28 protein-coding genes are annotated in these 24557 nt (G+C 25.6%); 24 read left to right on the top strand and 4 right to left on the bottom strand.

Annotation, left to right across the window (positions count from 1 at the left end):
- The first annotated feature begins 15 nt into the window (after window positions 1-15).
- From LW893_RS02435 to truB, 10 genes are all read left to right on the top strand, one after another.
- Window positions 16-1452, top strand: a complete 1437-nt coding sequence (locus LW893_RS02435; protein WP_233055632.1) for an NAD(P)/FAD-dependent oxidoreductase — start codon at window positions 16-18, stop codon at window positions 1450-1452.
- A gap of 10 nt (window positions 1453-1462) precedes the next feature.
- Complete coding sequence (locus LW893_RS02430) at window positions 1463-2728, top strand: NAD(P)/FAD-dependent oxidoreductase (protein ID WP_233055631.1); 1266 nt, start codon at window positions 1463-1465, stop codon at window positions 2726-2728.
- Between the two features lie 2 nt (window positions 2729-2730).
- The gene (locus tag LW893_RS02425) at window positions 2731-3075 is read left to right on the top strand and encodes a DUF1667 domain-containing protein (RefSeq protein ID WP_233055630.1); all 345 of its coding nucleotides are present in this window, start codon (window positions 2731-2733) and stop codon (window positions 3073-3075) included.
- 129 nt (window positions 3076-3204) lie between these two features.
- Complete coding sequence (gene rimP / locus LW893_RS02420; protein WP_233055629.1) at window positions 3205-3669, top strand: ribosome maturation factor RimP; 465 nt, start codon at window positions 3205-3207, stop codon at window positions 3667-3669.
- A gap of 10 nt (window positions 3670-3679) precedes the next feature.
- Window positions 3680-4795: a transcription termination factor NusA gene (gene nusA, locus LW893_RS02415; RefSeq protein ID WP_233055628.1), complete on the top strand. Its 1116-nt coding sequence runs from the start codon at window positions 3680-3682 to the stop codon at window positions 4793-4795.
- 8 nt (window positions 4796-4803) lie between these two features.
- Window positions 4804-5073, top strand: a complete 270-nt coding sequence (gene rnpM / locus LW893_RS02410) for an RNase P modulator RnpM (RefSeq protein ID WP_233055627.1) — start codon at window positions 4804-4806, stop codon at window positions 5071-5073.
- A gap of 15 nt (window positions 5074-5088) precedes the next feature.
- Window positions 5089-7743 carry a translation initiation factor IF-2 gene (gene infB / locus LW893_RS02405; protein WP_233055626.1) on the top strand — a complete coding sequence of 885 codons (2655 nt, stop codon included), beginning with the start codon at window positions 5089-5091 and terminating at the stop codon, window positions 7741-7743.
- 8 nt (window positions 7744-7751) lie between these two features.
- Entirely contained in the window at window positions 7752-8144 is a 393-nt protein-coding gene (gene rbfA, locus LW893_RS02400; RefSeq protein ID WP_233055625.1) for a 30S ribosome-binding factor RbfA, read from the top strand.
- Window positions 8122-9111 (top strand): DHH family phosphoesterase, encoded by a 990-nt coding sequence (locus LW893_RS02395; protein ID WP_233055624.1) that lies wholly within the window; start codon window positions 8122-8124, stop codon window positions 9109-9111. The genes rbfA and LW893_RS02395 overlap by 23 nt, the downstream gene beginning before the upstream one ends.
- Window positions 9101-9991 (top strand): tRNA pseudouridine(55) synthase TruB, encoded by an 891-nt coding sequence (truB, locus tag LW893_RS02390; RefSeq protein WP_233055623.1) that lies wholly within the window; start codon window positions 9101-9103, stop codon window positions 9989-9991. The genes LW893_RS02395 and truB overlap by 11 nt, the downstream gene beginning before the upstream one ends.
- 86 nt (window positions 9992-10077) lie before the next feature.
- On the opposite strand, the gene LW893_RS02385 is transcribed toward truB, so the two are convergent.
- Entirely contained in the window at window positions 10078-10692 is a 615-nt protein-coding gene (locus tag LW893_RS02385) for a Maf family protein (RefSeq protein ID WP_233055622.1), read from the bottom strand.
- A gap of 145 nt (window positions 10693-10837) precedes the next feature.
- Window positions 10838-10969, bottom strand: coding sequence for a hypothetical protein (locus tag LW893_RS07125; RefSeq protein ID WP_269836885.1), 132 nt, complete (start codon window positions 10967-10969; stop codon window positions 10838-10840).
- A 166-nt stretch (window positions 10970-11135) separates the two neighbouring features.
- On the opposite strand from LW893_RS07125, the gene LW893_RS02380 reads away from it, so the two are divergent.
- Window positions 11136-11774 carry a helix-turn-helix domain-containing protein gene (locus LW893_RS02380; protein ID WP_233055621.1) on the top strand — a complete coding sequence of 213 codons (639 nt, stop codon included), beginning with the start codon at window positions 11136-11138 and terminating at the stop codon, window positions 11772-11774.
- A gap of 66 nt (window positions 11775-11840) precedes the next feature.
- Here the strand turns inward: LW893_RS02380 and mgtE (LW893_RS02375) are convergent, their stop codons facing one another.
- Both mgtE (LW893_RS02375) and mgtE (LW893_RS02370) read right to left on the bottom strand, forming a co-directional pair.
- The gene (mgtE, locus tag LW893_RS02375) at window positions 11841-13217 is read right to left on the bottom strand and encodes a magnesium transporter (protein ID WP_233055620.1); all 1377 of its coding nucleotides are present in this window, start codon (window positions 13215-13217) and stop codon (window positions 11841-11843) included.
- Window positions 13207-14601 (bottom strand): magnesium transporter, encoded by a 1395-nt coding sequence (gene mgtE / locus LW893_RS02370; RefSeq protein WP_233055619.1) that lies wholly within the window; start codon window positions 14599-14601, stop codon window positions 13207-13209. The genes mgtE (LW893_RS02375) and mgtE (LW893_RS02370) overlap by 11 nt, the downstream gene beginning before the upstream one ends.
- A 256-nt stretch (window positions 14602-14857) precedes the next feature.
- On the opposite strand from mgtE (LW893_RS02370), the gene rsmD reads away from it, so the two are divergent.
- From rsmD to LW893_RS02305, 13 genes are read left to right on the top strand one after another with little or no spacing between them, the layout of a single operon-like run.
- Window positions 14858-15400: a 16S rRNA (guanine(966)-N(2))-methyltransferase RsmD gene (rsmD, locus tag LW893_RS02365; protein WP_233055618.1), complete on the top strand. Its 543-nt coding sequence runs from the start codon at window positions 14858-14860 to the stop codon at window positions 15398-15400.
- 2 nt (window positions 15401-15402) lie between these two features.
- Complete coding sequence (gene coaD / locus LW893_RS02360) at window positions 15403-15879, top strand: pantetheine-phosphate adenylyltransferase (protein ID WP_233055617.1); 477 nt, start codon at window positions 15403-15405, stop codon at window positions 15877-15879.
- A gap of 2 nt (window positions 15880-15881) precedes the next feature.
- Entirely contained in the window at window positions 15882-16355 is a 474-nt protein-coding gene (locus LW893_RS02355) for an ATPase (RefSeq protein WP_233055616.1), read from the top strand.
- A gap of 11 nt (window positions 16356-16366) precedes the next feature.
- Window positions 16367-17335 (top strand): PhoH family protein, encoded by a 969-nt coding sequence (locus tag LW893_RS02350; protein WP_233055615.1) that lies wholly within the window; start codon window positions 16367-16369, stop codon window positions 17333-17335.
- Window positions 17335-17805, top strand: a complete 471-nt coding sequence (gene ybeY / locus LW893_RS02345) for an rRNA maturation RNase YbeY (protein ID WP_233055614.1) — start codon at window positions 17335-17337, stop codon at window positions 17803-17805. The genes LW893_RS02350 and ybeY overlap by 1 nt, the downstream gene beginning before the upstream one ends.
- A complete protein-coding gene (locus tag LW893_RS02340) occupies window positions 17789-18160 on the top strand; it encodes a diacylglycerol kinase family protein (protein WP_233055613.1) in 372 nt (123 codons plus the stop codon). Before ybeY ends, LW893_RS02340 begins: the two co-directional genes overlap by 17 nt.
- Window positions 18161-18562, top strand: a complete 402-nt coding sequence (gene cdd, locus LW893_RS02335; RefSeq protein ID WP_233055612.1) for a cytidine deaminase — start codon at window positions 18161-18163, stop codon at window positions 18560-18562.
- A gap of 1 nt (window position 18563) precedes the next feature.
- Entirely contained in the window at window positions 18564-19460 is an 897-nt protein-coding gene (gene era, locus LW893_RS02330; protein WP_233055611.1) for a GTPase Era, read from the top strand.
- A complete protein-coding gene (locus LW893_RS02325) occupies window positions 19441-20139 on the top strand; it encodes a DNA recombination protein RecO (protein WP_233055610.1) in 699 nt (232 codons plus the stop codon). The genes era and LW893_RS02325 overlap by 20 nt, the downstream gene beginning before the upstream one ends.
- A 4-nt stretch (window positions 20140-20143) precedes the next feature.
- Window positions 20144-21955, top strand: a complete 1812-nt coding sequence (gene dnaG / locus LW893_RS02320; RefSeq protein ID WP_233055609.1) for a DNA primase — start codon at window positions 20144-20146, stop codon at window positions 21953-21955.
- Complete coding sequence (gene rpoD, locus LW893_RS02315) at window positions 21948-23096, top strand: RNA polymerase sigma factor RpoD (protein ID WP_233055608.1); 1149 nt, start codon at window positions 21948-21950, stop codon at window positions 23094-23096. The genes dnaG and rpoD overlap by 8 nt, the downstream gene beginning before the upstream one ends.
- Before the next feature lie 4 nt (window positions 23097-23100).
- Window positions 23101-23781, top strand: a complete 681-nt coding sequence (locus tag LW893_RS02310; RefSeq protein ID WP_233055607.1) for a tRNA (adenine(22)-N(1))-methyltransferase — start codon at window positions 23101-23103, stop codon at window positions 23779-23781.
- Complete coding sequence (locus LW893_RS02305) at window positions 23771-24553, top strand: Nif3-like dinuclear metal center hexameric protein (RefSeq protein ID WP_233055606.1); 783 nt, start codon at window positions 23771-23773, stop codon at window positions 24551-24553. The genes LW893_RS02310 and LW893_RS02305 overlap by 11 nt, the downstream gene beginning before the upstream one ends.
- The last annotated feature ends 4 nt before the right edge of the window (window positions 24554-24557 follow it).

The following is a 24557-nucleotide window of genomic DNA, read 5'->3' as shown; positions in this document are numbered from 1 at the left end:
TAGGAGATACAAAAGATGTATGATATTATAGTAATTGGTTGTGGAGTAATAGGAAGTAATGTTGCATATGAGTTATCAAAGTATCATCTAAAAGTTTTAGTACTAGAGAAAGAAATAGATGTTGCTGATGGAACCACAAAAGCAAATAGTGGTATACTTCATTCAGGTTATGACCCGGAACCAGGAACATTAATGGCAAAACTTAATGTTGAAGGTTCAAGAAGGATTAAAGATATAGTAAAAAAATTGGATGTTCAATATAATGAATGTGGTTCTTTAGTCTTAGCATTTAATGAAGAAGATGAAAAAACTTTGGAAAAATTACTAGATAACGGAATTAAAAATGGTGTAGAAAATTTAAAAATTATTGATAAATTAGAAGTTGAAAGAATTGAACCAAATATAAATAAAACAGTTACTAAAGCGCTATTTTCACCTGGAGCTGGAGTTATTGATCCTTGGGAATTATGTATAGCGATGTCACAAGTTGCAGTTTCTAATGGGGTAGAAATTAAGTTAGAGAGTGAGGTTACTAGTATAGAAAAGTTAAGTGATAACTTTATTGTAAAAACTAAAGATAATTCTTACTCATCAAAATATATTGTTAATGCAGCTGGAGTTAATTCGGATAAAGTTCATAATATGGTTTGTGAAAAAGAATTTGAAATACTCCCTTCAAAAGGACAGTACTACATTTTAGATAAAAGTCAAAAAGATTTAGTTAAACATGTTTTATTTCAATGTCCTTCAAAAGTAGGAAAAGGTGTATTAATTGCTCCTACAGCACATAATAATATTATTATTGGACCAAATGCAGAAAGTAATTCTCTAGTTGATGATAAGTCAACAACATTTGAAGGTCTTAATGAAGTAAAAGATAAAATTTCAAAAACAATATCTAATGTTCCATATTGGGAAAATATTAATAATTTTTCTGGTTTAAGAGCTAATAGTACTGAGTCGGATTTTATTATTAGAGAATCAAAAAATTGTAAAAATTTTATTGATTTAGCGGGAATAAAATCTCCAGGATTGGCTTCATGCGCTGCCATCGGTTTAATGTGTTTGGATATATTAAAAGAAATTGGAGTTACTTTTGTTAAAAAAGATAGCTATAATGATAGTAGAAAAGTAATTAGAATTAAACATTTGTCACCAGAAGAAAGAGCTGAAAAAATTAAAGAAAATCCACTATATGGTAATATAATATGCAGATGTATTACGGTTTCTGAGGGAGAAATAATAGATTCTTTAAAGATGCCTCTACCTCCAAGAACACTTGGAGCTGTAAAGAAAAGAACAGGAGCTGGAATGGGACGTTGCTTAGGTGGTTTTTGTGGACCTAAAGTATTAGAAATAATTTCAAGAGAATTAAATATTCCTCCGGAAGAAGTATATAATACAAATTTTGGTAGTTATATTATAACTGGAAAGACAAAAGAAGAGGAGTAAATTAGCTAATATGGAATTTTATGATTTGGTTGTAATAGGAGGAGGTCCAGCAGGACTTGCTGCTGCTTGTGAAGCAAAGAAAAATGGAATAGATAAAGTTTTAATTTTAGAAAGAGATAAAGAAGCTGGTGGAATATTAAATCAGTGTATTCATAATGGTTTTGGACTTCACTATTTCAAAGAGGAACTTACAGGACCAGAATATGCACAGAGATTTATAGATTTAGCTAAAGAGTACAAAGTTGAAATTAGATTAAATACAATGGTATTAGAGTTTAATAATGAAAAAATTATACAGGCAGTAAGCAAAGATTATGGTTATCAAATTATTAAAGCTAAAGCTATCATACTTGCAATGGGGTGTCGAGAAAGAACGAGAGGTGCTATTTCAATTCCAGGTGATAGACCTTCTGGAGTATTAACAGCTGGTTCAGCACAAATGTATGTAAATATGCAAGGTCTTATGTGTGGAAAAAAAATAGTTATTTTAGGATCTGGTGATATTGGATTAATAATGGCAAGAAGATTAGCTTTAGAAGGAGCTGAAGTTATTGCTTGTGTTGAACTTATGCCATATTCTAATGGATTAGCAAGAAATATTGTTCAATGTTTACATGACTATAATATTCCTTTACTATTGTCTCATACTGTTACTGATATAGTAGGTAAAGGTAGACTAGAAAAAGTTGTTATAAGTAAAGTTGACGATAATAGAATGCCTATTAAAGGTACAGAAATAGAATTAGAATGTGATACACTTTTATTATCTGTTGGACTAATTCCAGAAAATGAAATTACTAGAGAAGTAGGAATTAATATTGATACGAGAACAAAAGGTGCATTTGTATTTGAAAATATGGAAACAAGTATGGATGGAGTTTTTGCGTGTGGAAATGTATGTCATGTTCATGATTTAGTTGATTTTGTTACTGGAGAAAGTCAAAAAGCCGGAAGATCAGCTGCGAAGTATATTAACGATATTTCTAATTCTAATGTAACTACTATTGAAATTAAAAATGGCGAAGGAATTTTTTATACTGTTCCTCAAAAAGTTAGAATTGAAAATATGGATAGTAAGCTAGAAATATTTTTTAGAGTTAAAAGTGTTGAAAAAAATGTAATTATTTCAATTTCTGATGAAGATGGTAAAATAATAAAAGAATTTAAGAGACCGCATGTTGCACCTGCTGAAATGGAGAAAATAGCATTAACAAAAAAACAATTTGAGGCAGTATCAACTAATAAGGTATTCATTTCAATGAAAAAGGGAGAATAACAATGAAAGATATGGTTTGTATTGTTTGTCCAGTTGGGTGTAGAATCTCTGTAGATGAAGAAAATGATTATTCAGTAATTGGAAATAAGTGCCCAAAAGGAGCTACTTATGGAAAAAAAGAGTTAACTTTTCCAACTAGAACAATCACTTCAACTGTTAAGATAAAAAACGCAATTCATAATAGATTACCTGTAAAAACTTCTACAGAAATTCCTAAAAATATGATTTTTGATATTATGAGAGAATTAAATAAATTAGAAGTTTCATCTCCAATTAAAGTTGGTGATGTAGTATTAAAAAATATATTAAATACAGGTGCTGATATTATAGCAACAAGAGATATGTAATTTCTTATAGTATTGCTTGATTTTGTATATGATTTGTGTTATAATAATAAAAAAATATTCTTATTATGAGAAGAGTGGGTAAGCCCACTCTTTCGTTTTAGTTTAAATTATGTTTGAAAGGAGATAATTTTGAAAAAAGAAAATGAATTATTAAAAACTATTGAGGATACTTTTACTAAGTTATTTCTTGAAAAAGGTATTTATTTTGTAGATGCAGAGTATGTAAAGGAACCTAAGGGAAATGTACTAAGGATATTTATTGATAAAGATGATGGTGTTGATTTGGATTCTTGTGAGATGGCTAGTAATCTTGTTAGCGATTGGCTTGATGAAATAGATCCAATAGATGATTCATATTTCTTAGAAGTTTCATCTCCTGGTGCTGAGAGAGAAATAAAAAGCGATGAACAACTATTGACATATATTGATAAAAAGATATTAGTAAAGTGTTATAAAAAGATAAATAATGAAAAAGAGTTTATTGGATATTTAAAATCTTTTGATAAAGAAAATTTAACTTTATATGTAGGGCAATCAGAAGTTATTTTTTATAGAAAAGATATAGCAATAATAAAATCACAAATAGAAATTTAAGGAGATAATTATGAAAGGAACAACAGATTTTTTAAGAGCATTAGACGAAATAGAACGTGATAAAGGTGTATCAAAAGAAATAATTTTTGATTCTTTAGAAAAAGCACTTTTAAAAAGTTATGAAAAAAACTTTGGCGAGTATGAAAATGTAAAAATAAATATTAATAGAACAAATGGAAAAGTCGAATTATTTTCACTAAAAACTGTAGTTGAAGTTGTTGAAGATAATATAACGGAGATATCTTTGGAAGATGCTAAAGCAATTAGTTCAAAGTACTCTCTTGGTGATGAAGTTTCAATTAAACTTAAAACTATGGACTTTGGAAGAGTTGCTGCCCAAACTGCACGAAATATAGTAATACAAAAAATTAAAGATGCAGAGAGAGAAGTAATATACAATGATTTTCAAGATAAAGAAAGAGAACTTATCTCTGGACAAATTCAACGAATTGATAGAAACAATTTATTTGTAAATCTTGGAAAACTTGAAGCAATTGTAACACCACCGGAGCAAATTAAAAATGAAGTTTATCGTGTAGGTGAAAGATTGAAATTTTATGTTAAGGAAGTAAAAAATACAACAAAAGGCGCACAAGTTTTGCTTTCTAGATCAGATGTTAATTTTGTTTTAAGATTATTTGAATTAGAAGTTCCTGAAATATTAGATGGAACTGTAGAAATACAATCAATTGCTAGAGAACCAGGTAGTAGAACAAAAATTTCTGTTTTTTCTAAAAATGATGATGTAGATCCTGTAGGTGCATGCGTAGGATATAAGAGATCAAGAGTAAGTTCAATTATAAATGAATTAAAAGGAGAAAAAATAGATATTATTGTTTTTAGTAAAGATGTAAAAGAATATTTATCTAACTCTCTTAGTCCTTCAGAAGTTATAGCTGTTTTTACAAATGAAAGTGAAAATAGAGCAAGAATTATTGTTCCAGATTCTCAATTATCATTAGCAATAGGAAAAGAAGGACAAAACGCTAGATTAGCAGCTAAACTAACTAATTGGAGAATAGATATTAAAGGATTAGAAAAGTATAAAGAAGATCTAATCAACGGAAATATTGAAGTAGGTTTTGATGGAGAACAAGAATTTATAGACAATGGATTTGAATTATAGGTGATTATATGAAAGCAAAAAAAATTCCTATGAGAAAATGTGTTTCCTGCGGTGAACAAAAAGAAAAGAAAGAATTATTAAGAATTGTAAATAATAAAGAAGAAGGTATTTTACTAGATGTTTCAGGTAAAAAGAACGGAAGAGGTGCTTATATTTGTAATTCTAGTAAATGTATAGATAAGGCGAAGAAAAATAAGAGACTAAATGTTGCATTAGAATCAGAGATAAATAGTGAATTTTATGACGAACTGAAAAGATATGTAGATTCTATTGAATAGCAAAGGGGTGCTAGTATGAGTAAAGTTAGAGTACATGAACTTGCAAAAGGTTTAAATTTACAAAGCAAGGAATTAATTAATATAATTACTGGTTTAGGAGTTGATGTAAAAAGTCATATGTCAATTCTTGAAGGTAAAGATTTAGAAATTGTAATAGGACATTTTAGAAAACTTGAATCTGAAAAATCAAAAAAAGAAGAAAAAAAGGAAGTTAAAACTGAAGATAAAAAAAATAGTTTTAATAAGGATAGAAAAGAAAATTTGAATAAAGATAATAAAAATTTAAAAGAAGATTTTAATAAAGATAATAGACCATATAATAAAGACAAAAAAGAAGGCTTCAACAAAGATAGTAGACCATATAATAAAGACAAAAAAGAAGGCTTCAACAAAGATAGTAGACCATATAATAAAGACAAAAAAGAAGGCTTTAACAAAGATAGTAGACCATATAATAAAGACAAAAAAGAAGGCTTCAACAAAGATAGTAGACCATATAATAAAGACAAAAAAGAAGGTTTTAACAAAGATAGTAGACCATACAATAAAGACAAAAAAGAAGGCTTCAATAAAGATAGTAGACCATATAATAAAGATAAAAAAGAAGGTTTTAACAAAGACAGTAGACCATATAATAAAGATAAAAAAGATTTTGGAAAGAAATTTGATGATAGAAAAAGAGAATTTTTAGATGATGTGGTAGAAGTTGTTGATCCAGCTATTGAAAAAAGAGATGCAAGAAAAACTCATTTACAAGGTCAAGAAAAGAACAAAAAAAATAAGTCTATAAACGAACATAAGAAGAGGGAAGATAGAAATCCAAATGTTATTTTAAAACCAGCAAAAAAGAAGAATAAAGCTAATCATAAAACTAAAAGTGATAGTGATTTAGAATTTGAAAATAAAGTAGAAAATACTGGAGAAATTAGAATTCCTGAAAGTATAACAGTTAAAGAATTTTCTGAAGCATTAGGAGTTAATAGTTCACAAGTTATTTCAAAATTAATATCACTTGGTATAATGGCAGGAATAAATCAAGAAATTGATTTTGATTGTGCAAGCTTAATAGCAGAAGAATTTGGTAAAGTTACCGTCTTAGAAACTCCAGAAATAACTGAAGAGAATGAAATTATTTCTCTAGATTATGAAGATAAAAAAGAAGATTTAGTAACAAGACCACCAGTTGTAACAGTAATGGGTCATGTTGATCATGGAAAAACATCTTTATTAGATTATATTAGAAAATCTAAAGTAACAACTCAAGAAGCTGGTGGAATTACACAACATATCGGTGCATATACAGTAAATGTAAATAATAGTAAAATTGTATTTTTAGATACTCCAGGTCATGAAGCTTTTACAGCTATGAGATCAAGAGGTGCAAAAGTAACTGATATTTCTATTTTAGTAGTAGCAGCTGATGATGGTGTTATGCCTCAAACTATAGAAGCAATAAACCATTCAAAAGCTGCAGGAGTTCCAATAATTGTTGCTATAAATAAAATTGATAAAGATGGAGCAAATCCTGAAAGAGTAAAAACTGAATTAGCAGATAACGGTTTGTTACCTGAAGATTGGGGTGGAGATGTAATAACAATGCCAGTATCTGCAAAAACAGGACAAGGCATTGATGAATTACTAGAAATGGTTCTTATGGTTGCAGAAGTTGAAGAATTAAAAGCAAATCCAAATAGAATGGCTATAGGTACAGTAATTGAAGCTCAGCTTGATAAAGGAAGAGGTCCCGTTGCTACAATTTTAGTTCAAAAAGGAACTCTTAATTCTGGTGATATGGTAATTTCAGGGACTTCTACTGGTAGAATAAGAGCGATGTTTGATGATAAAGGAAAGAAAATTAAAAAAGCAACTCCATCAACACCAGCTGTTATTTTAGGGCTTTCAGAAGTACCTGAAGCAGGAAGCTTTATTTATGCTGTAAAAGATGAAAAAACAGCAAGAGGTTATGCTCAAAGGATTATTAACGTTCAAAAAGAAAATATGATAGCTTCTGGAAATAAAGTATCATTAGATGATTTGTTTGATAAGATACAAGATGGAAATTTAAAAGAAATAAAAATAATAATTAAGACAGATGTTAAAGGAACAGTTGATGCCGTTAAAAATTCATTAGAAAAACTAAGTAATGAAGAAGTGAAAGTTAATATAATACATGGAGCTGTTGGTAGTATAAATGAATCTGATGTAATGCTTGCAGCAGCAAGTAATGCTATTATTATTGGATTTAATGTAAGACCTTCACAAGGTGCCATAGACTTATCAAGACATGAAAATGTTGATGTAAGAACATATAGAGTTATATATGATGCAATAGAAGATATTAAATTAGCAGTAAAAGGAATGTTAGCCCCTACTTATGTTGAAGAAGTAATTGGTAGAGCTGAAGTTAGAGCTACTTTTAAAGTTCCAGGAATTGGTACTGTAGCAGGAGTTTACGTTTTAAATGGAAAGGTAACTAGAAATGCAAAAGTAAGACTTCTTAGAGATGGAATTATTCTTCATGAAGGAGAAATAAGTTCGTTGAAGAGATTTAAAGATGATGCTAAAGAACTTTTAACTGGATATGAAGGTGGATTAGGAATTTCCAATTATAATGATTTAAAAGAAACTGATATAATTGAGGCTTATATTGATAAGGAAGTTGAAAGATAGAGGTTTTTATGAATACAAAAAGACTTGGAAGAATAGAATCTGAAATTAATAGAGTTTTATCAGATGCTATTTATAATGGTATTAAAGATAATAGAATAGATCCATCTATTACAAATATTACTAAAGTTAGCGTAACAAATGATTTAGGAATTTGTTACGTTAGCATTGGTATTTTTGGAGATGAAAAAACTAAGGATAAAACTATAAAAGGACTAGAAAGTGCCACAGGTTATATGAAAAAGAGAATTTCAGAAACCTTAGATTTAAGACATACTCCTAAATTAGTTTTTAAACTTGATGAATCTTTTGAAAAAGCTGCATTAATGAATGAGTTAATAATAAAAGTATCAAAAGAAGATAGAGAAAAGAGAGGAATATATGGTAATGATGAAGATGAATAATAGTCCTGAAGAAATATTAGGATTGATAAAATCTTCAAGTAAAATTGGAGTAATCTCACATAAAAATCCTGATGGAGACAATATAGGATCTACAATTTCTATGATACTTGGTATAAGGGAAAATTTAGATAAATCAATATTTGGAATAAAAGTTGATGAATTTCCAAAAAATATACTTTTTTTAGATACTCTTGTAAATATAAAAGAAGTTTCAGAACAGGATTTAGATTTGTTAATATATGTTGACTGTGGAGAAATAGATAGACCTGGAGATATTGGTGAACTTTTTAGAAAAAGAGCTAAAAAAATAATTAATATAGATCATCATAAGACTAATAATTTTTTTGGAGATTTAAATTATGTATTTCCTAACATGAGTTCAACTTGTGAAATAATATTTAATTTATTTAAAGAATTTAATTTTAATATTTCAAAAGATGTTGCAAATGCACTGTTAATAGGGATTAATACTGATACGTATAGATTTTTATACGAATCCTCCACATCTTCTACTTTAAGAGCATGTGCTAATCTTTATGATTTAGGAGCGAATAAAGACTATATTTATAAAAAACTATATCAAAATAATTGTTTTGAAGTTGAAATGATAAAGAATAGATTGATAGCTAGAGCTGACTTATATTTTAATAATAGAGTTGCTGTAATTGGTATGTTTGAATCTGATTTTGAAGGTACCAATTTAACTATGGATATGGTAGATGATATAGTAAATTATTATAGAGACATAAACGGATTTGAAGTATCTATTCTATTTAAAGAAATTAACCATAATATATTTAAAGGTAGTATAAGAAGTAAAGAATTTGTTGATGTTTCAAAAGTTTGTTCTTATTTCAATGGTGGTGGACACACAAGATCTGCAGGTTGCGTTATAGAGGGGGATTTTAAAACAGTTGTTAATTTATTTTTAGAAAAACTAAAAAGTGAGTATCCAGATGAGTTTTAACGGAATATTGAATGTTTATAAACCAAAAGGATTTACTAGTAGAGATATAGTAAATATCGTTAGAAAAATATATAATACAAAAAAAGTTGGACATGCTGGAACTCTTGACCCTAATGCTACTGGTGTTTTACCGATTGCTATTGGAAATGCTACAAAAATTGTAGACTATATTCAAACAATGGGAAAATCATATATAGGAGAAATGACTTTAGGTATAGAAACAGATACTTTAGATATTTGGGGAAAAAGTATAGATTCAAAGGTTATTAATTATAATAAAAATATTTTTTTTGATGTTATACAAAATTATGATAATAAAAAAATAATGCAAATGCCTCCGATGTTTTCGGCTTTAAAAAAAGATGGAAAAAGATTATATGAGTTAGCTAGAAATGGAATAGAAATTGAAAGAGAAAAAAGAGAAGTTGATATCTATTCACTTTTAATCCTAAATTTCTATGATAATAAGATAAGATTTGAGGTTAACTGTTCTAAAGGAACATATATAAGAAGTTTATTTAATGATATAGGATTTGATACAAATAATTTTTCGTATATGAGTTCTCTATGTAGGAATAAATATGGAATTTTTAAAATTGAAAATTCTATTTCAATTGAAAGACTTAAAAGACTTGATAATATAAAATTAAAAGAATCTTTAATAAAGATAGAAGATGTAATAGAATATGACAAAATTGATTTTGAAAAAAAATATTTTAAGCATATTTCTAATGGATTAAGAAAATCATTTTATATTGACAAAAGTGGAATATTCAAAATATATTGTGATAATGTTTTTATTGGAATTGGTGAATTAGTTCCTGAACAAGATAGGAAAATTTTAAAGATGTTAAATATATTTTATAAAAATAATGTTTAATTTTTAGAATAATTATTAAATTAACTATCAAAAATTAAAGATGTATATTAATGAAAAAAATCTAATGACTTGATCATTAGATTTTTTTATTTTAAATTTGTTATTTTCATTATTTTTCTATACAATTTTGAAATGGGTAAGCCTACAATATTGTAAAAATCACCTTTAGTACTCCTAATTAAAAAATTACCATTATCTTGTATTCCGTAACCTCCAGCTTTATCATATGGTAAATCAGTGTTTATATAGCTTTCTATTGTTCTTTTTTGTAATGAATCTAAATCGTAAAAAGTTACATAACTTTTTACTGAAAATGTATGATAAATATTTTTAAAAAATATTGTAACAGATGTTTGAACTATATGCTCCTTGCCAGATAAATATTCTAACATATTTCTTGCTTCTAAAATATTTTTTGGCTTTCCAAATATAACATTATTATCAAAAACGATAGTATCAGCAGAAATAATAAGAGAATTATTATATTTTTTACTTACATATTTACATTTTTCATAAGATAATTTTTCACATAATTCACTAAATCTTGACATATTATCCTTAAAATTAGAATCTAAAAAATCTTTTTCTAACTTTCTTTCATCAATTTTTGCTGGAATTATTTTAAATTCATTAAAAATATATTTTAGTAAATCCTTTCTTTGTTTAGAATTACTTGCAAGTATAATATCGTAGTCTTCCATAAAAGTCTCCTTAATTTTTATTATATAAATTATATCAAAAATAAAGAAGCATCTCAATATATAAAATAATTAAGATGCTTCTAAAATCCAGTATTGCTCAACATGTTATTATAAATAAAATTATTTCATAATAATTTATTTTTTATTAAATCAACTTTCCAGTTACTCCATACATTATCATAAAAAAACATGATAAAGTAAAAGTTGTAAATGTAAGTAGTAATTTAAACATTTCTAAAGTATTGATATCTGAATTTCTAGTTTTTCTTTTTTGCATTATAATTTCCTCCAATCAATAAATCACTTTTTAAGTTACTTATATTATACACTTAAAAAAATAACTTGTCAAGCTACTTTTTTAAAAAAAATGAAAAAATTTTAAAATAAATTGCTTTTTAAGTTATTTTAGTGTATAATTAGTATAGAATAATAGGGGTGATAATATGACTACAGGGGATAGATTAAAAGAACTTAGGCAAAAAGCTAATCTTACATTACAAGATGCTGGTGAATTAATAGGAACTAGTAAGCAAAATTTATTTAAATATGAGAACGACATAATTACTAATATTCCGATTGATAGACTTGTTAAATTAGCAGAAATATATAATACAAGTCCAATTGAAATTTTAGGTTGGGAGCATTATTCTAATAATCCAAATTCAACCAAAGCTTCAGTATATAATTACTTACCATATGGTGTTTCAGCAGGAATCCCAGATGGACCGAACTATGAAGTAGATTTAGAAAAAATAGAGATTAGTGATTCTGTAATGGGGCCATATGCAAATGATGATGATATTTTAATAATGCATGTTAATGGAGAAAGTATGAATAAAATAATTCCTAATGGAAGCTATATTGCAGTTAAAATGAACTATCCAATATATAATTTAGAAGATGAAGATATTGTTGTATTTTCAAATAATGGTGAGTATAGTTTAAAATTATTTTTTAGAGATGGTGAAGATATTATTTTTAGGCCAGCTTCTACTTATCATTCCTTTACAGATTTTAAATTTTCTAAAGATGATGAGTTTAGTATATTAGGTAAAGTTGTTATGTACTGTGTAAATTTATAATTATTTTTTATAAAAAAAGTGTAGATTTTTATCTACACTTTTTTTATTTATAATATAACATAATATCTAGATTTTCAAGATTACTATAGCTAACATAAAATAAATTATTAAACTAGTAGCATCTACAATTGTTGTAATTAATGGAGCCGCAACACTAGCAGGATCCATCTTTAACTTTTTAGCTATTAACGGGAGAATACCTCCTGCTATATTAGCTGAAATAAGGGATATGGTTATTGTAAGGCTAACAACAAAACTAATTGAAAATGTAGTGTTTTTTGACCCAAATATATATAGTCTTATAAAATTTGTTACAAATAAAATTGCACCACAAAGTAAACTAACAAATAACTCTTTTCTAAAAACTATAAAAATATCTTTTATATTTAAATCATCAACAGCAATACCTCTAATTACCATAGTTGAACTCTGAGTACCTGCATTTCCTGCTGTTGACATTATTATTGGTATTGATGCTGAGAGCATCGCTACTGCACTAAGTTTATCTTCAAAAAATTGTAATATATATCCTGTAAAAGTAGCAGAAATCATAAGAATTAATAGCCAAGATATTCTTGACTTAACCATTTCTTTTATACTTGTTTTTAAGTATGATCCATCTGTGGGACTAATACCACTCATTTTATGAATATCTTCTGTTGCTTCTTCTGTCAAAATATCTAAAACATCATCTGCTGTTACAATTCCTATTAAGCAGTGTTGATCATTGAGAACACATATTGTAGTTAAATCGTATTTGCTTAGTAAACTAGCAACCTCTTCTTGATCTGTATTTGTATAAACATAATGAATATTCTTATCCATTATTTCGGATATTAATTTATCATTTTTTGCTATTATTATATCTCTTAAGTTTACAATACCGACTAATACTCTTCTTTTATTTATTACAAAACAAACATTAATTGTTTCTGCTATAGATGCTTGTTTTTTTATTTTAACAATAGCCTCTTCAACAGTATCCTCTTCTCTAAGTTCTACAAAGTCAGTACTCATTACTGATCCAGCGGTATTTTCTCCATAACTTAATAATGTATTAATTTCTTTTCTATGGTCAGCTGGTACATTTTCTAGAATGTACTTAATTACATTTGCTGGCATTTCTTCTAAGAAATCTAAAATATCATCACTAAACATATTATCTAACATGCTTTGAAGTTCAATAGATGATAATGCTGAAATTAATCTTTCTTGATGTTCTGAATCTAAATAAGTAAATAAATCAGCTGAAATATCTTTTGGTAAAATTTTAAAAACAAACATTGCTTCATCAAGTTCTAATTCACTAAATATTTCACTTAAGTCAACAATATTATACTCATCAAAAATTTCTCTAATTAATAGAACTTTCTTTTGCCTTATAAGTTCAGGAAGTAGGGAAGATAATTGCTCTTTACTATATTCTAAAAAATTATATTCCATATATTACACCTCCTAAAAACATAGATGCTAATGAAAAATATATTGTAAGAGAAATTGCATCACATACGGTTGTCAATATTGGTCCACTCATTGATGCAGGATCTTGTTTTATAGTACTAGCTAATAATGGTAAAATTCCACCAATTAAATTAGCGATTGTTATAATTATATAAATAGTAGCAGATATTAAAATTGCAATTGAAAGTGAAATATTTGGCATAAATAATAAAATTCTAAGAATGTTTACAGTAAATAATATTGCACCTAATATCAAAGAATTTAGAAATTCTGTTTTAATTACATACTTAAAATCAGAAATATTTAAATTATCAATAGCAATTCCTCTTACTACCATTGCACTTGATTGACTACCAGCATTTCCAGCAGTATCCATTAACATAGGTATAAAAATTATTAATGACGGAAATTTTAAAGTTAAATCACTGTTTATTGATAAAATATGACCAGAAATTGTAGCTGAAATCATAAGGATTAATAACCATGTAATTCTACTTTTTACCATTTCTAATATTGGCATATTAACATAGGAACCTTCAATAGGAGTGATACCACCCATTTTTTGCAAGTCCTCTGTAACTTCATCTTGAATAATGTCATAAACATCATCAATTGTTATAATTCCAATAAGTCTATGTTGATCATTTACAACTGGTAAAACTAATAAGTCATATTTTGAAAATATTTTAGCTACTTGTTCTTGATCTTCATCACACTCTACAGAAATTACGTCAGTTTCCATTATATCAGAAATCAATGTATTTGAGGAAGCTAATAATATACTCCTCATTGAAACAAATCCTAAAAGTATATGTTGATTGTTGGTTATATAGCAGTAAGAGATAGTTTCGGCAAGTCTTTCTTTATCTTTTATCATTTTTAAAGCTTCGTCAGCTGTGATTTCAGGATCAAGTTCCACATAATCGGTACTCATTACAGAACCAGCACTATTTTCTTTAAAATTTAATATCATATTAATTTCACTTCTTCTTTGATTAGAAGCAGAATTTAAAACTCTTTTAACAATGTTAGCAGGTAATTCTTCTAAAAATTCACTAATATCATCAGTGAACATATAATCAAGCATTACTTTGATTTCATGATCTTGTAATCCGTTTATTACTTGTTGTTTCATATTTTGAGGAAGATAAGCAAAAATCTCTGAAGATTTTTCTTTTTTTATAACTTTGAACATAAATAAAATTTCTTTAATATCAAAATATTGTTCAAAAATATTTGCAAGAGTAACTTCATTTGTATCATAAATAATATCTCTTAAATGAAAAATATTTTTTTCTTCTAAAGAATTTTTTATCTCATTAGCTATCATTTTGCTTTTTTCCAAAGAATTCTCTTTTAAGTTCATATATATCCTCCTTTTTCTATAATATAATTCCCTTATCTTATATTATAACATATTTTATATTTAATAAAATACATTTTTCTTAAAAAACTAAATAAATAACAAAAAAATAAATTAGAAAAAAAGTGTAAAAATTAATAATTAAATGTTGAAAAATTAATATTTTTATGATATAATTCAACATGTATATATTTATGTAAATGATATTTTTTATTTTATGTATACTATTTATAAAAATTTATAAAATCAGGGTTAAAAAATGAGAGTTATATCTGGGAAGAAAAAAGGATTAAAGTTATTATCTCCATTAGATAATAAAGTAAGACCAACTACGGATAAAATTAAAGAGTCTATTTTTAATATATTATTTGATATTGATGATAATTCATTAGTTTTAGATTTATTTTGTGGAAGCGGTGCTATTGGAATTGAGTTTTTAAGCAGAGGAGCTAAAATGGTTTATTTTTGTGACATTTCAGAACAAAGCGTAAATATTACAAAGAAAAATCTTCAGAATTGTGAATTTAATGATAATTATATAATTATTAACAAGGACTTTATTGATTGTTTAAATTATTTTTATAATAATGATTTAAAATTTGACTATATTTTTTTAGACCCTCCATATAAGTTTGAATATATAGAAGAAACATTAAAATTTATTTATAATAAGAATATTTTGAATACTGACGGAATTATAATTATAGAAACGGATAAAGATATTTCTATAGAAAACTTTAGTATTATAAAAGAAAAAAAATACTCTAAAATTAGAGTCTTATTTTTAGAAAGGAAAAGATAATAATGAAGATAGTTTTTCCTGGAAGTTTTGATCCTTTAACGAATGGACATAAAAAAGTTATTTTAAAGGCTTTAAGAATTTTTGAATCCGTTAATATTTTAATTTTAAATAATATAAATAAAAAATCACTTTTTACACTAGAAGAAAGAAAAGATATTATTTCAAATATATTTAGAGATTATAATAACGTTAGTGTTGAATTATATTCAGGATTATTAAGTGAATATATTGAAAATAATGATGTTAATATTATTGTTAGAGGAGTTAGAAATACTTTAGACTTTGAATCTGAAAAGATTAATGCTAAAGTAAATAAAGAACTTTGTGGTGTAGAAACAGTTTTATTCTTTTCTGATAGCTCAGATGAACATATAAGCTCTACAGTAGTTAAAGATATTTATTTTAATGGTGGTAGTATAGCTAGATATGTAGATAAAATTGTTTTAGATATATTAAGTGAAAAATTTAGGAGGAAATAGTTATGGAAATTTTAGAATTAATTGATCGTATTGAAGATTTAGTAGAAGAAAGCTCAAGTTTACCGTTTTCTAAGAAAGTAATGGTAGATTCTGAAGCATTATTTTTCATTTTAAAAGAAATGAGAGAAAGCATTCCTGAAGAAATTAAACAAGCTGAATGGATTCATGAAGAAAAAGATAGAATTTTAAATGACGCAACTAAAGATGCTAATCAAATTATAGAACAAGCAAATAAAGAAGCGTCCCAAATTAAAGCTGATGCTGAAGCAAGATATGAAAAAATGATAAACGAAAATGATGTAGTTGTTGCTGCCGAAAGTAAGGCAAATGAAATATTATTAAAAGCAGAACAAAATGCAAAAACTATTAAAATGCAAACTAATACTTATGTTGATGATGTTTTATCTAAAACTCAAGAAAAATTAAGAGATTTAATTACTGTTTTAGATAATAACAGAAGTGAGTTAAGAAAATAATTGGAGAACAGATGAATAGAGTTACTGAAAATTTAATTTTAGATATTGATGATATTAGAAATCTATTTGGACATCTAGATTCTAATATAGATTTTATTTCTAAAAAATTTGATGTATCAATAAAAAATAATGAAGAAGGTTTATCTATTATTGGAGATGAAAAAATGGTATTGTTATGTAAAAAAACAATCGAATTTCTTCTTAAAGATAATCCTTCTGAAAATTTAGATAGGCAAAAAGTATCTTATATTATAGAAAAAGTAAAATCTGAAAACAAAGAAATATTAAATGATTGGCTAGATTATGTTATATGTTTAAATTCAAAACTTAAACCTATTAAGCCAAAAACATTAGGTCAAAAAAAGTATATTTCAGCAATTGAAGAAAATATAATAACTTTTGGTATAGGACCAGCTGGTACAGGAAAAACTTTTTTGGCTATAGCGATGGCTGCAAAAGCTTTAAAAAATAATTCAGTATCTAAAATTGTTTTAACAAGACCTGCAGTTGAAGCGGGTGAAAATTTAGGTTTTTTACCAGGAGATTTACAAGAAAAAATAGATCCTTATTTAAGACCGCTTTATGATTCATTATATAGCATATTAGGATACGATAATTTCCTTAAGCTAAAAGAAAAAGGTATTATTGAAGTTGCACCTTTGGCCTATATGAGAGGTAGAACTTTAGATGATGCGTTTATAATTCTTGATGAAGCCCAAAATGCTACAAATGAACAAATGAAGATGTTTTTAACAAGAATTGGATTTGAATCTAAAGCAGTAATTACTGGAGATATTACTCAAATTGATTTAGGTAGAAGAAAAAATTCTGGACTTGTTTCAGTAAGTAAAATTTTAAATAATATTAAAGGGATTAATTTTAATTATTTTGATAGTTCAGATGTTGTAAGACACAGTATTGTCATGAAAATAATAGAAGCATATACTAGATATGAAGATAATATAGTGGAGAAAAAATAATGAATGTTTTATTTGATGATAGGCAAGATTATTTTATAATATCTGATATTCTTAAAAAAAAAATAATAGAATGTATAGAAACAGCATTAAAAGTTGAGAATAAATATAGGAATAATATTGAAGTTTCAGTTTCTTTTGTAACAAGTGAAGAAATCAAACATATAAACTCAGAATTTAGAGGTATAGATAAAGAGACAGATGTTTTATCATTTCCAATGGATTTTGAATTTTATGAAGAAAATATGCCGTATATGTTAGGTGATATTATAATTTCTACAGAAAGATCAATTGAACAAGCAAAAGATTTTAGACACAGTATCGATAGAGAAATTTTATATTTAGTTTGTCATTCGGTGTTTCATTTGTTAGGATATGATCATATTGATGAATCAGATAAAATGATTATGAGAAATAAGGAAAAAGAAACTATGAAAATTATGGGAATTTTTAAAAATGAAAAAGAATTCTAATTTTATACAGAGCTTAATTTGTGCATTTAAAGGAATAATACATGTTATTAATGCAGAGAGAAATTTTAGAGTTCATATTTTTTTTTCTGTGCTAGCTATAACATTATCTTTAATTCTTAAAATATCTTTTCTTGAATTATCTATAATATTTATTATGATAGCTATTGTTTTAGTACTTGAAATTATTAATACTATCACTGAAAATATTATGGATTTTTTATGTAAAGATTATAATTTGAATGTAAAAATAATAAAAGATATGGCAGCAGGAGCAGTTTTAGTATCAGCTTTTATTGCAATAATTGTTGGGCTATTAATTTTTATTCCTAAAATAATAGTTTTTATTGGTGATTAAATGAATTTAAATGTTTATAAAGATTTGATAGATTGTGCTTTAAATAGTCAAAATAAAGCATATACTCCATACTCACAATTTAAAGTTGGAGCTGCAGTACTTACAGAATCTGGAAAGATTTATGGTGGTTGTAATATAGAGAATGCTTCATATACTCCAACAGTGTGTGCGGAAAGAGTGGCTATATTTAAAGCTATTTTTGATGGAGAAATGAAAATCAAAAAAATTGCAGTTGTTGGAAAGAAAAATTCTTTTACATATCCTTGCGGAGTTTGTAGACAAGTTATTAGAGAATTTTGTACAGAAGACTGTGAAATTATAATAGTAAAAAGTGAAAATGAATATAAGATAATTAATTTTTTAGATTTATTACCTTATAGTTTTGGACCAGAGGATTTATAGTATGAATAATTTAAAATCAGGATTTGTTAGTATTGTTGGGAGATCTAATGTTGGAAAATCAACGTTATTGAATAGAATTATTGGAGAAAAAATTTCCATAATATCTAACAAACCTCAAACAACAAGATTTAATTTAAAGTTAATATACAATTCACTTGATTCTCAAATAATATTTGTTGATACTCCAGGTGTACAAAATCCTAAAAATAAATTAGGAGAATTTATGCTCAAAGAGTCAAAAAATTCTTTAAAAGATGTCGATTTAATTTTGTATATGGTTGATAGTAATCTAGAAATTGGTGAACTAGATAATAAAATAATTGATATTCTTGAAAAAATCAATCTTCCAAAAATTTGTGTAATAAATAAAATTGATACTTTAAATTCTGAAGATTTATCTAAAATTATATTAAAATATGAAGATATAAACTTATTTGACAAAATTATACCAATATCTGCATCAGAAGGAACTAATGTATATAATCTAATTGATAGTATAAAATCATTTTTACCATTTGGGCCAAGATATTATTCTGATGATATGATTACAGATTTAACAGAAAGAGATATAGTTGCAGAAATAATAAGAGAAAAAACACTTAATCTATTAAGAGACGAAATTCCTCATGGTATCAATATTTTAATTGAAAAATTTTCTTTAAGAAAATATAAACCAATAATTGACATTGATGCAGTAATTTGTGTTGAAAAAAAATCTCATAAGGGAATGGTTATTGGTAAAAACGGAAGTATGATTTTAAAAATAGGAAAATTTGCAAGATTAGATATAGAAAAATTTTTAGACTCAAAAGTAAATTTGAAATTATTTGTTAAAATAGATGATGATTGGAGAAGTAAATCATTTAAGGTGAAAGAATTTGGATATTTCAGAAAATAATATTTATAATAGTGTAAATGGATTTGTTATTTCGGAAAATACATATATAAATAAAGGAAAAATTTATAAAGTTTATACAGATGAATTTGGATTTATATCTATTTTCACTAAAAATACAGAGATGTTTTTATCTTTGTACTCTAACTATAATTTTAAACTAATGTATAAAAATGAATTTTTTTATTGTAACGAATATGAATTAATAGATTTTTATAAATTTAAATCTAAAGAACAGATACTTTTTTTAAATATAATTTCTGAAATTATTTTAAAAACTAATGTTCAAGAGTTAAAGAATATAGAAGTATATAACTTAATCGATGAGATATTACAGACAAAAGATTTAGATTATAATATGTTATTAACTTATTTTATTTTAAAATATTTACTTTATAATGGATACCATATAATATTTGAAAACAATAAATACTTAGATTATTATAATTTTGATATTTCTGAGTTACTAATAAATTCAAATTTAAAAATGCATACAAAATATAATTATCTTCTTAATAATTTTGAATATGACTATATTTATTTGCTTTATCATTTAGACAGTACTAGAAACATTGAAACTATAGACTTTAAAGTAAATAAGGAAAGAATTCTTGGACTTTTAGTAAATGCATTATGTCTTAATTTTAATGTATATAGATTGAATAGTTATAATTTAAGGTGATATGATGTCTTATATAAAAAAAGAAAAAATCGAAGAAATTAAAGAAAAAGCAGATATTGTTTCTGTAGTTAGTGATTATTTATCTATAAAAAAGAGTGGAAGATATTACACGGGAAATTGTCCTTTTCATAATGAAAAAACACCTTCTTTTTTTATTTATCCCGAAACTAATAGTTTTCATTGTTTTGGTTGTGGAAAGCACGGTGATAGCATATCTTTTGTAATGGAAATTGATTCAATGGACTATGTTAGTACAATAAAAAAATTAGCAGATAAATTTGGTATTCAAATCGAATATGATAGTTCAAATAATTTTTCTGAAAATAAAAATTATGAAGATTATTATAAAATAAATGAATTTGCTGCTAGATTTTATTATAAAAATATGATGGAAAATTCTACACCTAAACAGTATTTACTTAATAGAGGTATAAATCAGAAATCAATTAACTTATTTTTTATTGGCTATGCTGATGATAATTGGAAATCATTATATAACGATTTAAAATTAAAAAACTTAAATATAGATATTGCTGAAGAATTAGGTCTTATTATTAAAACAAAAAATGGAGATTATATTGATAGATTTAGAAATAGAATAATATTTCCTATTTTAAATGTGAAAAAAAAGATAATAGGATTTGGTGGAAGAACAATTGTTAATGATAACGCTAAATACTTAAATTCTCCTGAAAGTATTATATTTAAAAAAGGAGAAAATATTTATGGACTTGACAAAATAATAGAAAATAATATTAGAGATAAAGTTCTAATTGTAGAGGGCTATATGGATGTTATTTCATTATATCAAAGAGGTATAACAAATGCTGTTGCTGGTTTAGGAACTGCTTTTACAGAGACTCAATCTAAATTAATTAAAAGGTACTTCAGAAATAATATATATTTGTGTTACGATGGGGATAATGCTGGTATAAGTGCTGCTAATAAGACTAACCAGATATTTAATGAAATATCTATTAAACCAAATATTATTCTTCTTCCAGATAAACTAGATCCTGATGATTATATTAAAAAATTTGGCATAAGTGAATTTAATAAGTTGATTGACAATCCATATGATATTAATGGATTTAATTATGAAATTTTGAAAAAAAACAAAAAAAATTCGAATTCTATAACTGAAAATTCGATTTTTTATGAGAATATTTTATTGTTTTTATCAAAAATTGATACTAATATACTAAGAGATTTATATATCAATAAGATATCTAATGAGTTTGGGTTAGATAAAGAATCATTGAAGGAAGACTACAAGAATTTTTATCAAAAAGATAGCGAAAGAATTCAAAATACTGAAATATCCGATGAAAGAGATAAAGTAGGAAGTTTATTATTAAATTCTGACAAAAAAGTATTAATAATGGGTATTATATTACTAATGAGATGTGAAAGTAAAGTATTAAAAATTAGTTATAAACTTGAACAGTTAATAAAAGGTACAAGTTTATATAATGTTTTTTGCTATGTTAAAAATAATGCAGAGAATAATACGATAACTGTTCCATCTAAATTAATTGATAAATTTTCAAATAGTGGTGAAGATTTAAAAATTGTGGAATATATTGTAAAATGTTATGATGAAAAAGTTGAACTATCAATTTTAGATTATATCAAATTATTAGATATTACAGTTTTAAATTTTGAAATTAGAAAAACAACTAAAAACATAGAAACATTAAGAAATATGGATAGAAATAATGAAGATGTAATTTCTAATCTAAATTTTAATGTTAAAAAGTTGATGGAGTTAAATAAAAAACTTAAAAATATTGAGAAAGGGGTTCATCATGAGTAATAAATTAAATGATATTGAATATGATGAAGTAAAAATTTTAATAATTGAGGAGCTAACAAAGTATGCTAATGAACATAACGGATTTGTTAACAATAAGTACCTTGAATCTTTAGATTTGTTTAATTTTATTGATATTGATGATATAGAAGAAATAAAAACTAAATTAGCTGAAAATCAAGTTGAATTTATTGATGAAAGCGAAAATTTAGAAGATATTGAGATTAGTGATGATTTAATCGACTTAGATGATGAAAAAGACGACGTTGAAGATGAAGAAATAAAATTGGAAGATTTTTCAGATTTAAAAGGTTTTAACATTGATGACCCAGTAAAAATGTACTTAAAAGAAATTGGAAAAATCCCATTACTTAGTGCAGATGAAGAGAGAATATTGGCTGAAAATATGGAAGCTGGAGATATAGAGGCTAAAAAGAAATTGGCTGAAACCAATCTAAGACTTGTAGTTAGTATTGCAAAAAGATACGTTGGTAGGGGAATGCAATTTTTAGATTTAATACAAGAAGGAAATATGGGTTTAATGAAAGCCGTTGAAAAGTTTGATTTTAGAAGGGGATTCAAATTCAGTACTTACGCAACTTGGTGGATTAGGCAAGCAATAACTAGATCAATAGCAGACCAAGCAAGAACTATAAGAATACCAGTTCATATGGTTGAAACTATAAATAAACTAGTAAGAATTGAAAGACAATTAGTTCAAGAGCTTGGTAGAGAACCTACAAATGAAGAAATATCAGAGCATATGGGCATTGAAGTTGATAAAGTTAATGAAATTAGAAAAATTGCGCAAGAACCTGTAAGTTTGGAAACTCCAATTGGAGAAGAGGATGATAGTCATTTAGGAGATTTTATTGAAGATGAAACAGCTATTGCTCCTGATGAAGCAGCTAATTTTTCAATGCTAAAAGAACAGTTAAATCAAGTTTTAAGTACTCTGTCAGATAGAGAAAAAAAAGTTTTAGAACTAAGATTTGGTTTAAATGATGGTACTCCAAGAACATTGGAAGAAGTTGGAAAAGAATTTGAAGTTACAAGAGAAAGAATAAGACAGATAGAAGCAAAAGCTCTTAGAAAGCTAAAACATCCTAGTAGAAGCCAAAAACTAAAAGATTTCTTGGAATAAAATTATGAGTAGTTTAAGGTTAAAAATAATTTGTGATTTAGTTGATTATAATTCAATTGTTGCTGATATAGGAACAGATCATGGTATAATTCCAATTGAATTATCAAAAAAATCTATTTCAAAAAAAATAATTGCTACTGATATAAGTAAGAATTCTTTAGAAAAGTTAGAACAAAAACTTTTGTACAATAATAATATTACAAATATTGATACTAGAGTATCTGATGGATTAGATTGTTTAGAAGAATTTGAAGTTGACACTATAATAATATCTGGAATGGGTGGTATACTCATAAAAGAAATACTAGAAAAAAATCTTCATATAGCAAAGACTGCAAATTATTTAATTCTATCACCAAATAATTCGCTAGATATTTTAAGGAAATTTTTATTTGAAAATAATTTTGTTATTGATAAGGAATCTGATGCTATTGAAAATAAAAAATACTATCAAATTATAAAAGTTAAAAGAGGAAAAGACTTTTATAAGAGTGACCTTGAATTTTTATATGGTAAAGAACTTATAAAAAACAAATCTGAAAATTTAAAAAATTATTTAGAGAGTGAATTAAAAAAATATAGTATTATCATTGAAAAAATAAAAACTGAGAGTACTACTAATAGTAGAATTATTGAAATAAATAAATTAGTTGAAAGTATAAGAGGAATCTTGAATGGTTTTTAAAGTTGGAGATCTTTTAAGAATATTGGATAAAGAGTATTCATTTTTTTTACAAGAAGATTGGGATAATACTGGATTTCAATTTGGTAATTATGATGACCCTGTAAAAGGAATTTTATTATCACTTGATATTACTATCGACGCAATTAAATTTGCTATAGAAAATAAATTAAATTGTATTATAACTCATCATCCTTTATTCTTTGAAAAGATTAAATTTTTAGACTCAAAATCAGATAGTTATAGAAAAATTGAATTGTTAATAAAAAATAAAATTAATGTAATTTCTATTCATACACCACTAGATTTACATTCAAATGGTGTTAATAAAGTATTAGCTGATAAATGTTTTTTACAAAATGAAAGACAAGTTTTTGTTGAATATAAAAATGGACTAGGCTATGGAATTTTTGCTAATATTGATTTAATAAGTTGTAAAGATTATATAGAAAAAATAAAAGAAAATTTTATACAACCTATAGTGTTTTATGGAGACATCGAAAAGAATATTTATAAGATTGCAGTACTTGGAGGTTCTGGAGCATTTTCTATAAATCATGCAATAAGTAAAAATGTAGATATACTAATTAGTTCTGATTTTAAGTACCATGATGTTCAATACGCATTAGAAAATAATATTAATATAATTGACTTAGGTCATTATGAATCAGAAGTCATTGTATTAGAATCTTTACTAGAATTTCTAAAAAGTAAAAATATTAATTTAAAGATTTCAATTTACAATAATAACATTTTTAAAAGAAATATATTTTAAAAAT

Origin of the sequence: Parvimonas micra (assembly GCF_021300775.1) — a bacterium.
In the GTDB taxonomy this organism is placed as follows: Bacteria; Bacillota; Clostridia; order Tissierellales; family Peptoniphilaceae; genus Parvimonas.
This window is presented reverse-complemented; position numbering and strand designations above follow the sequence as displayed.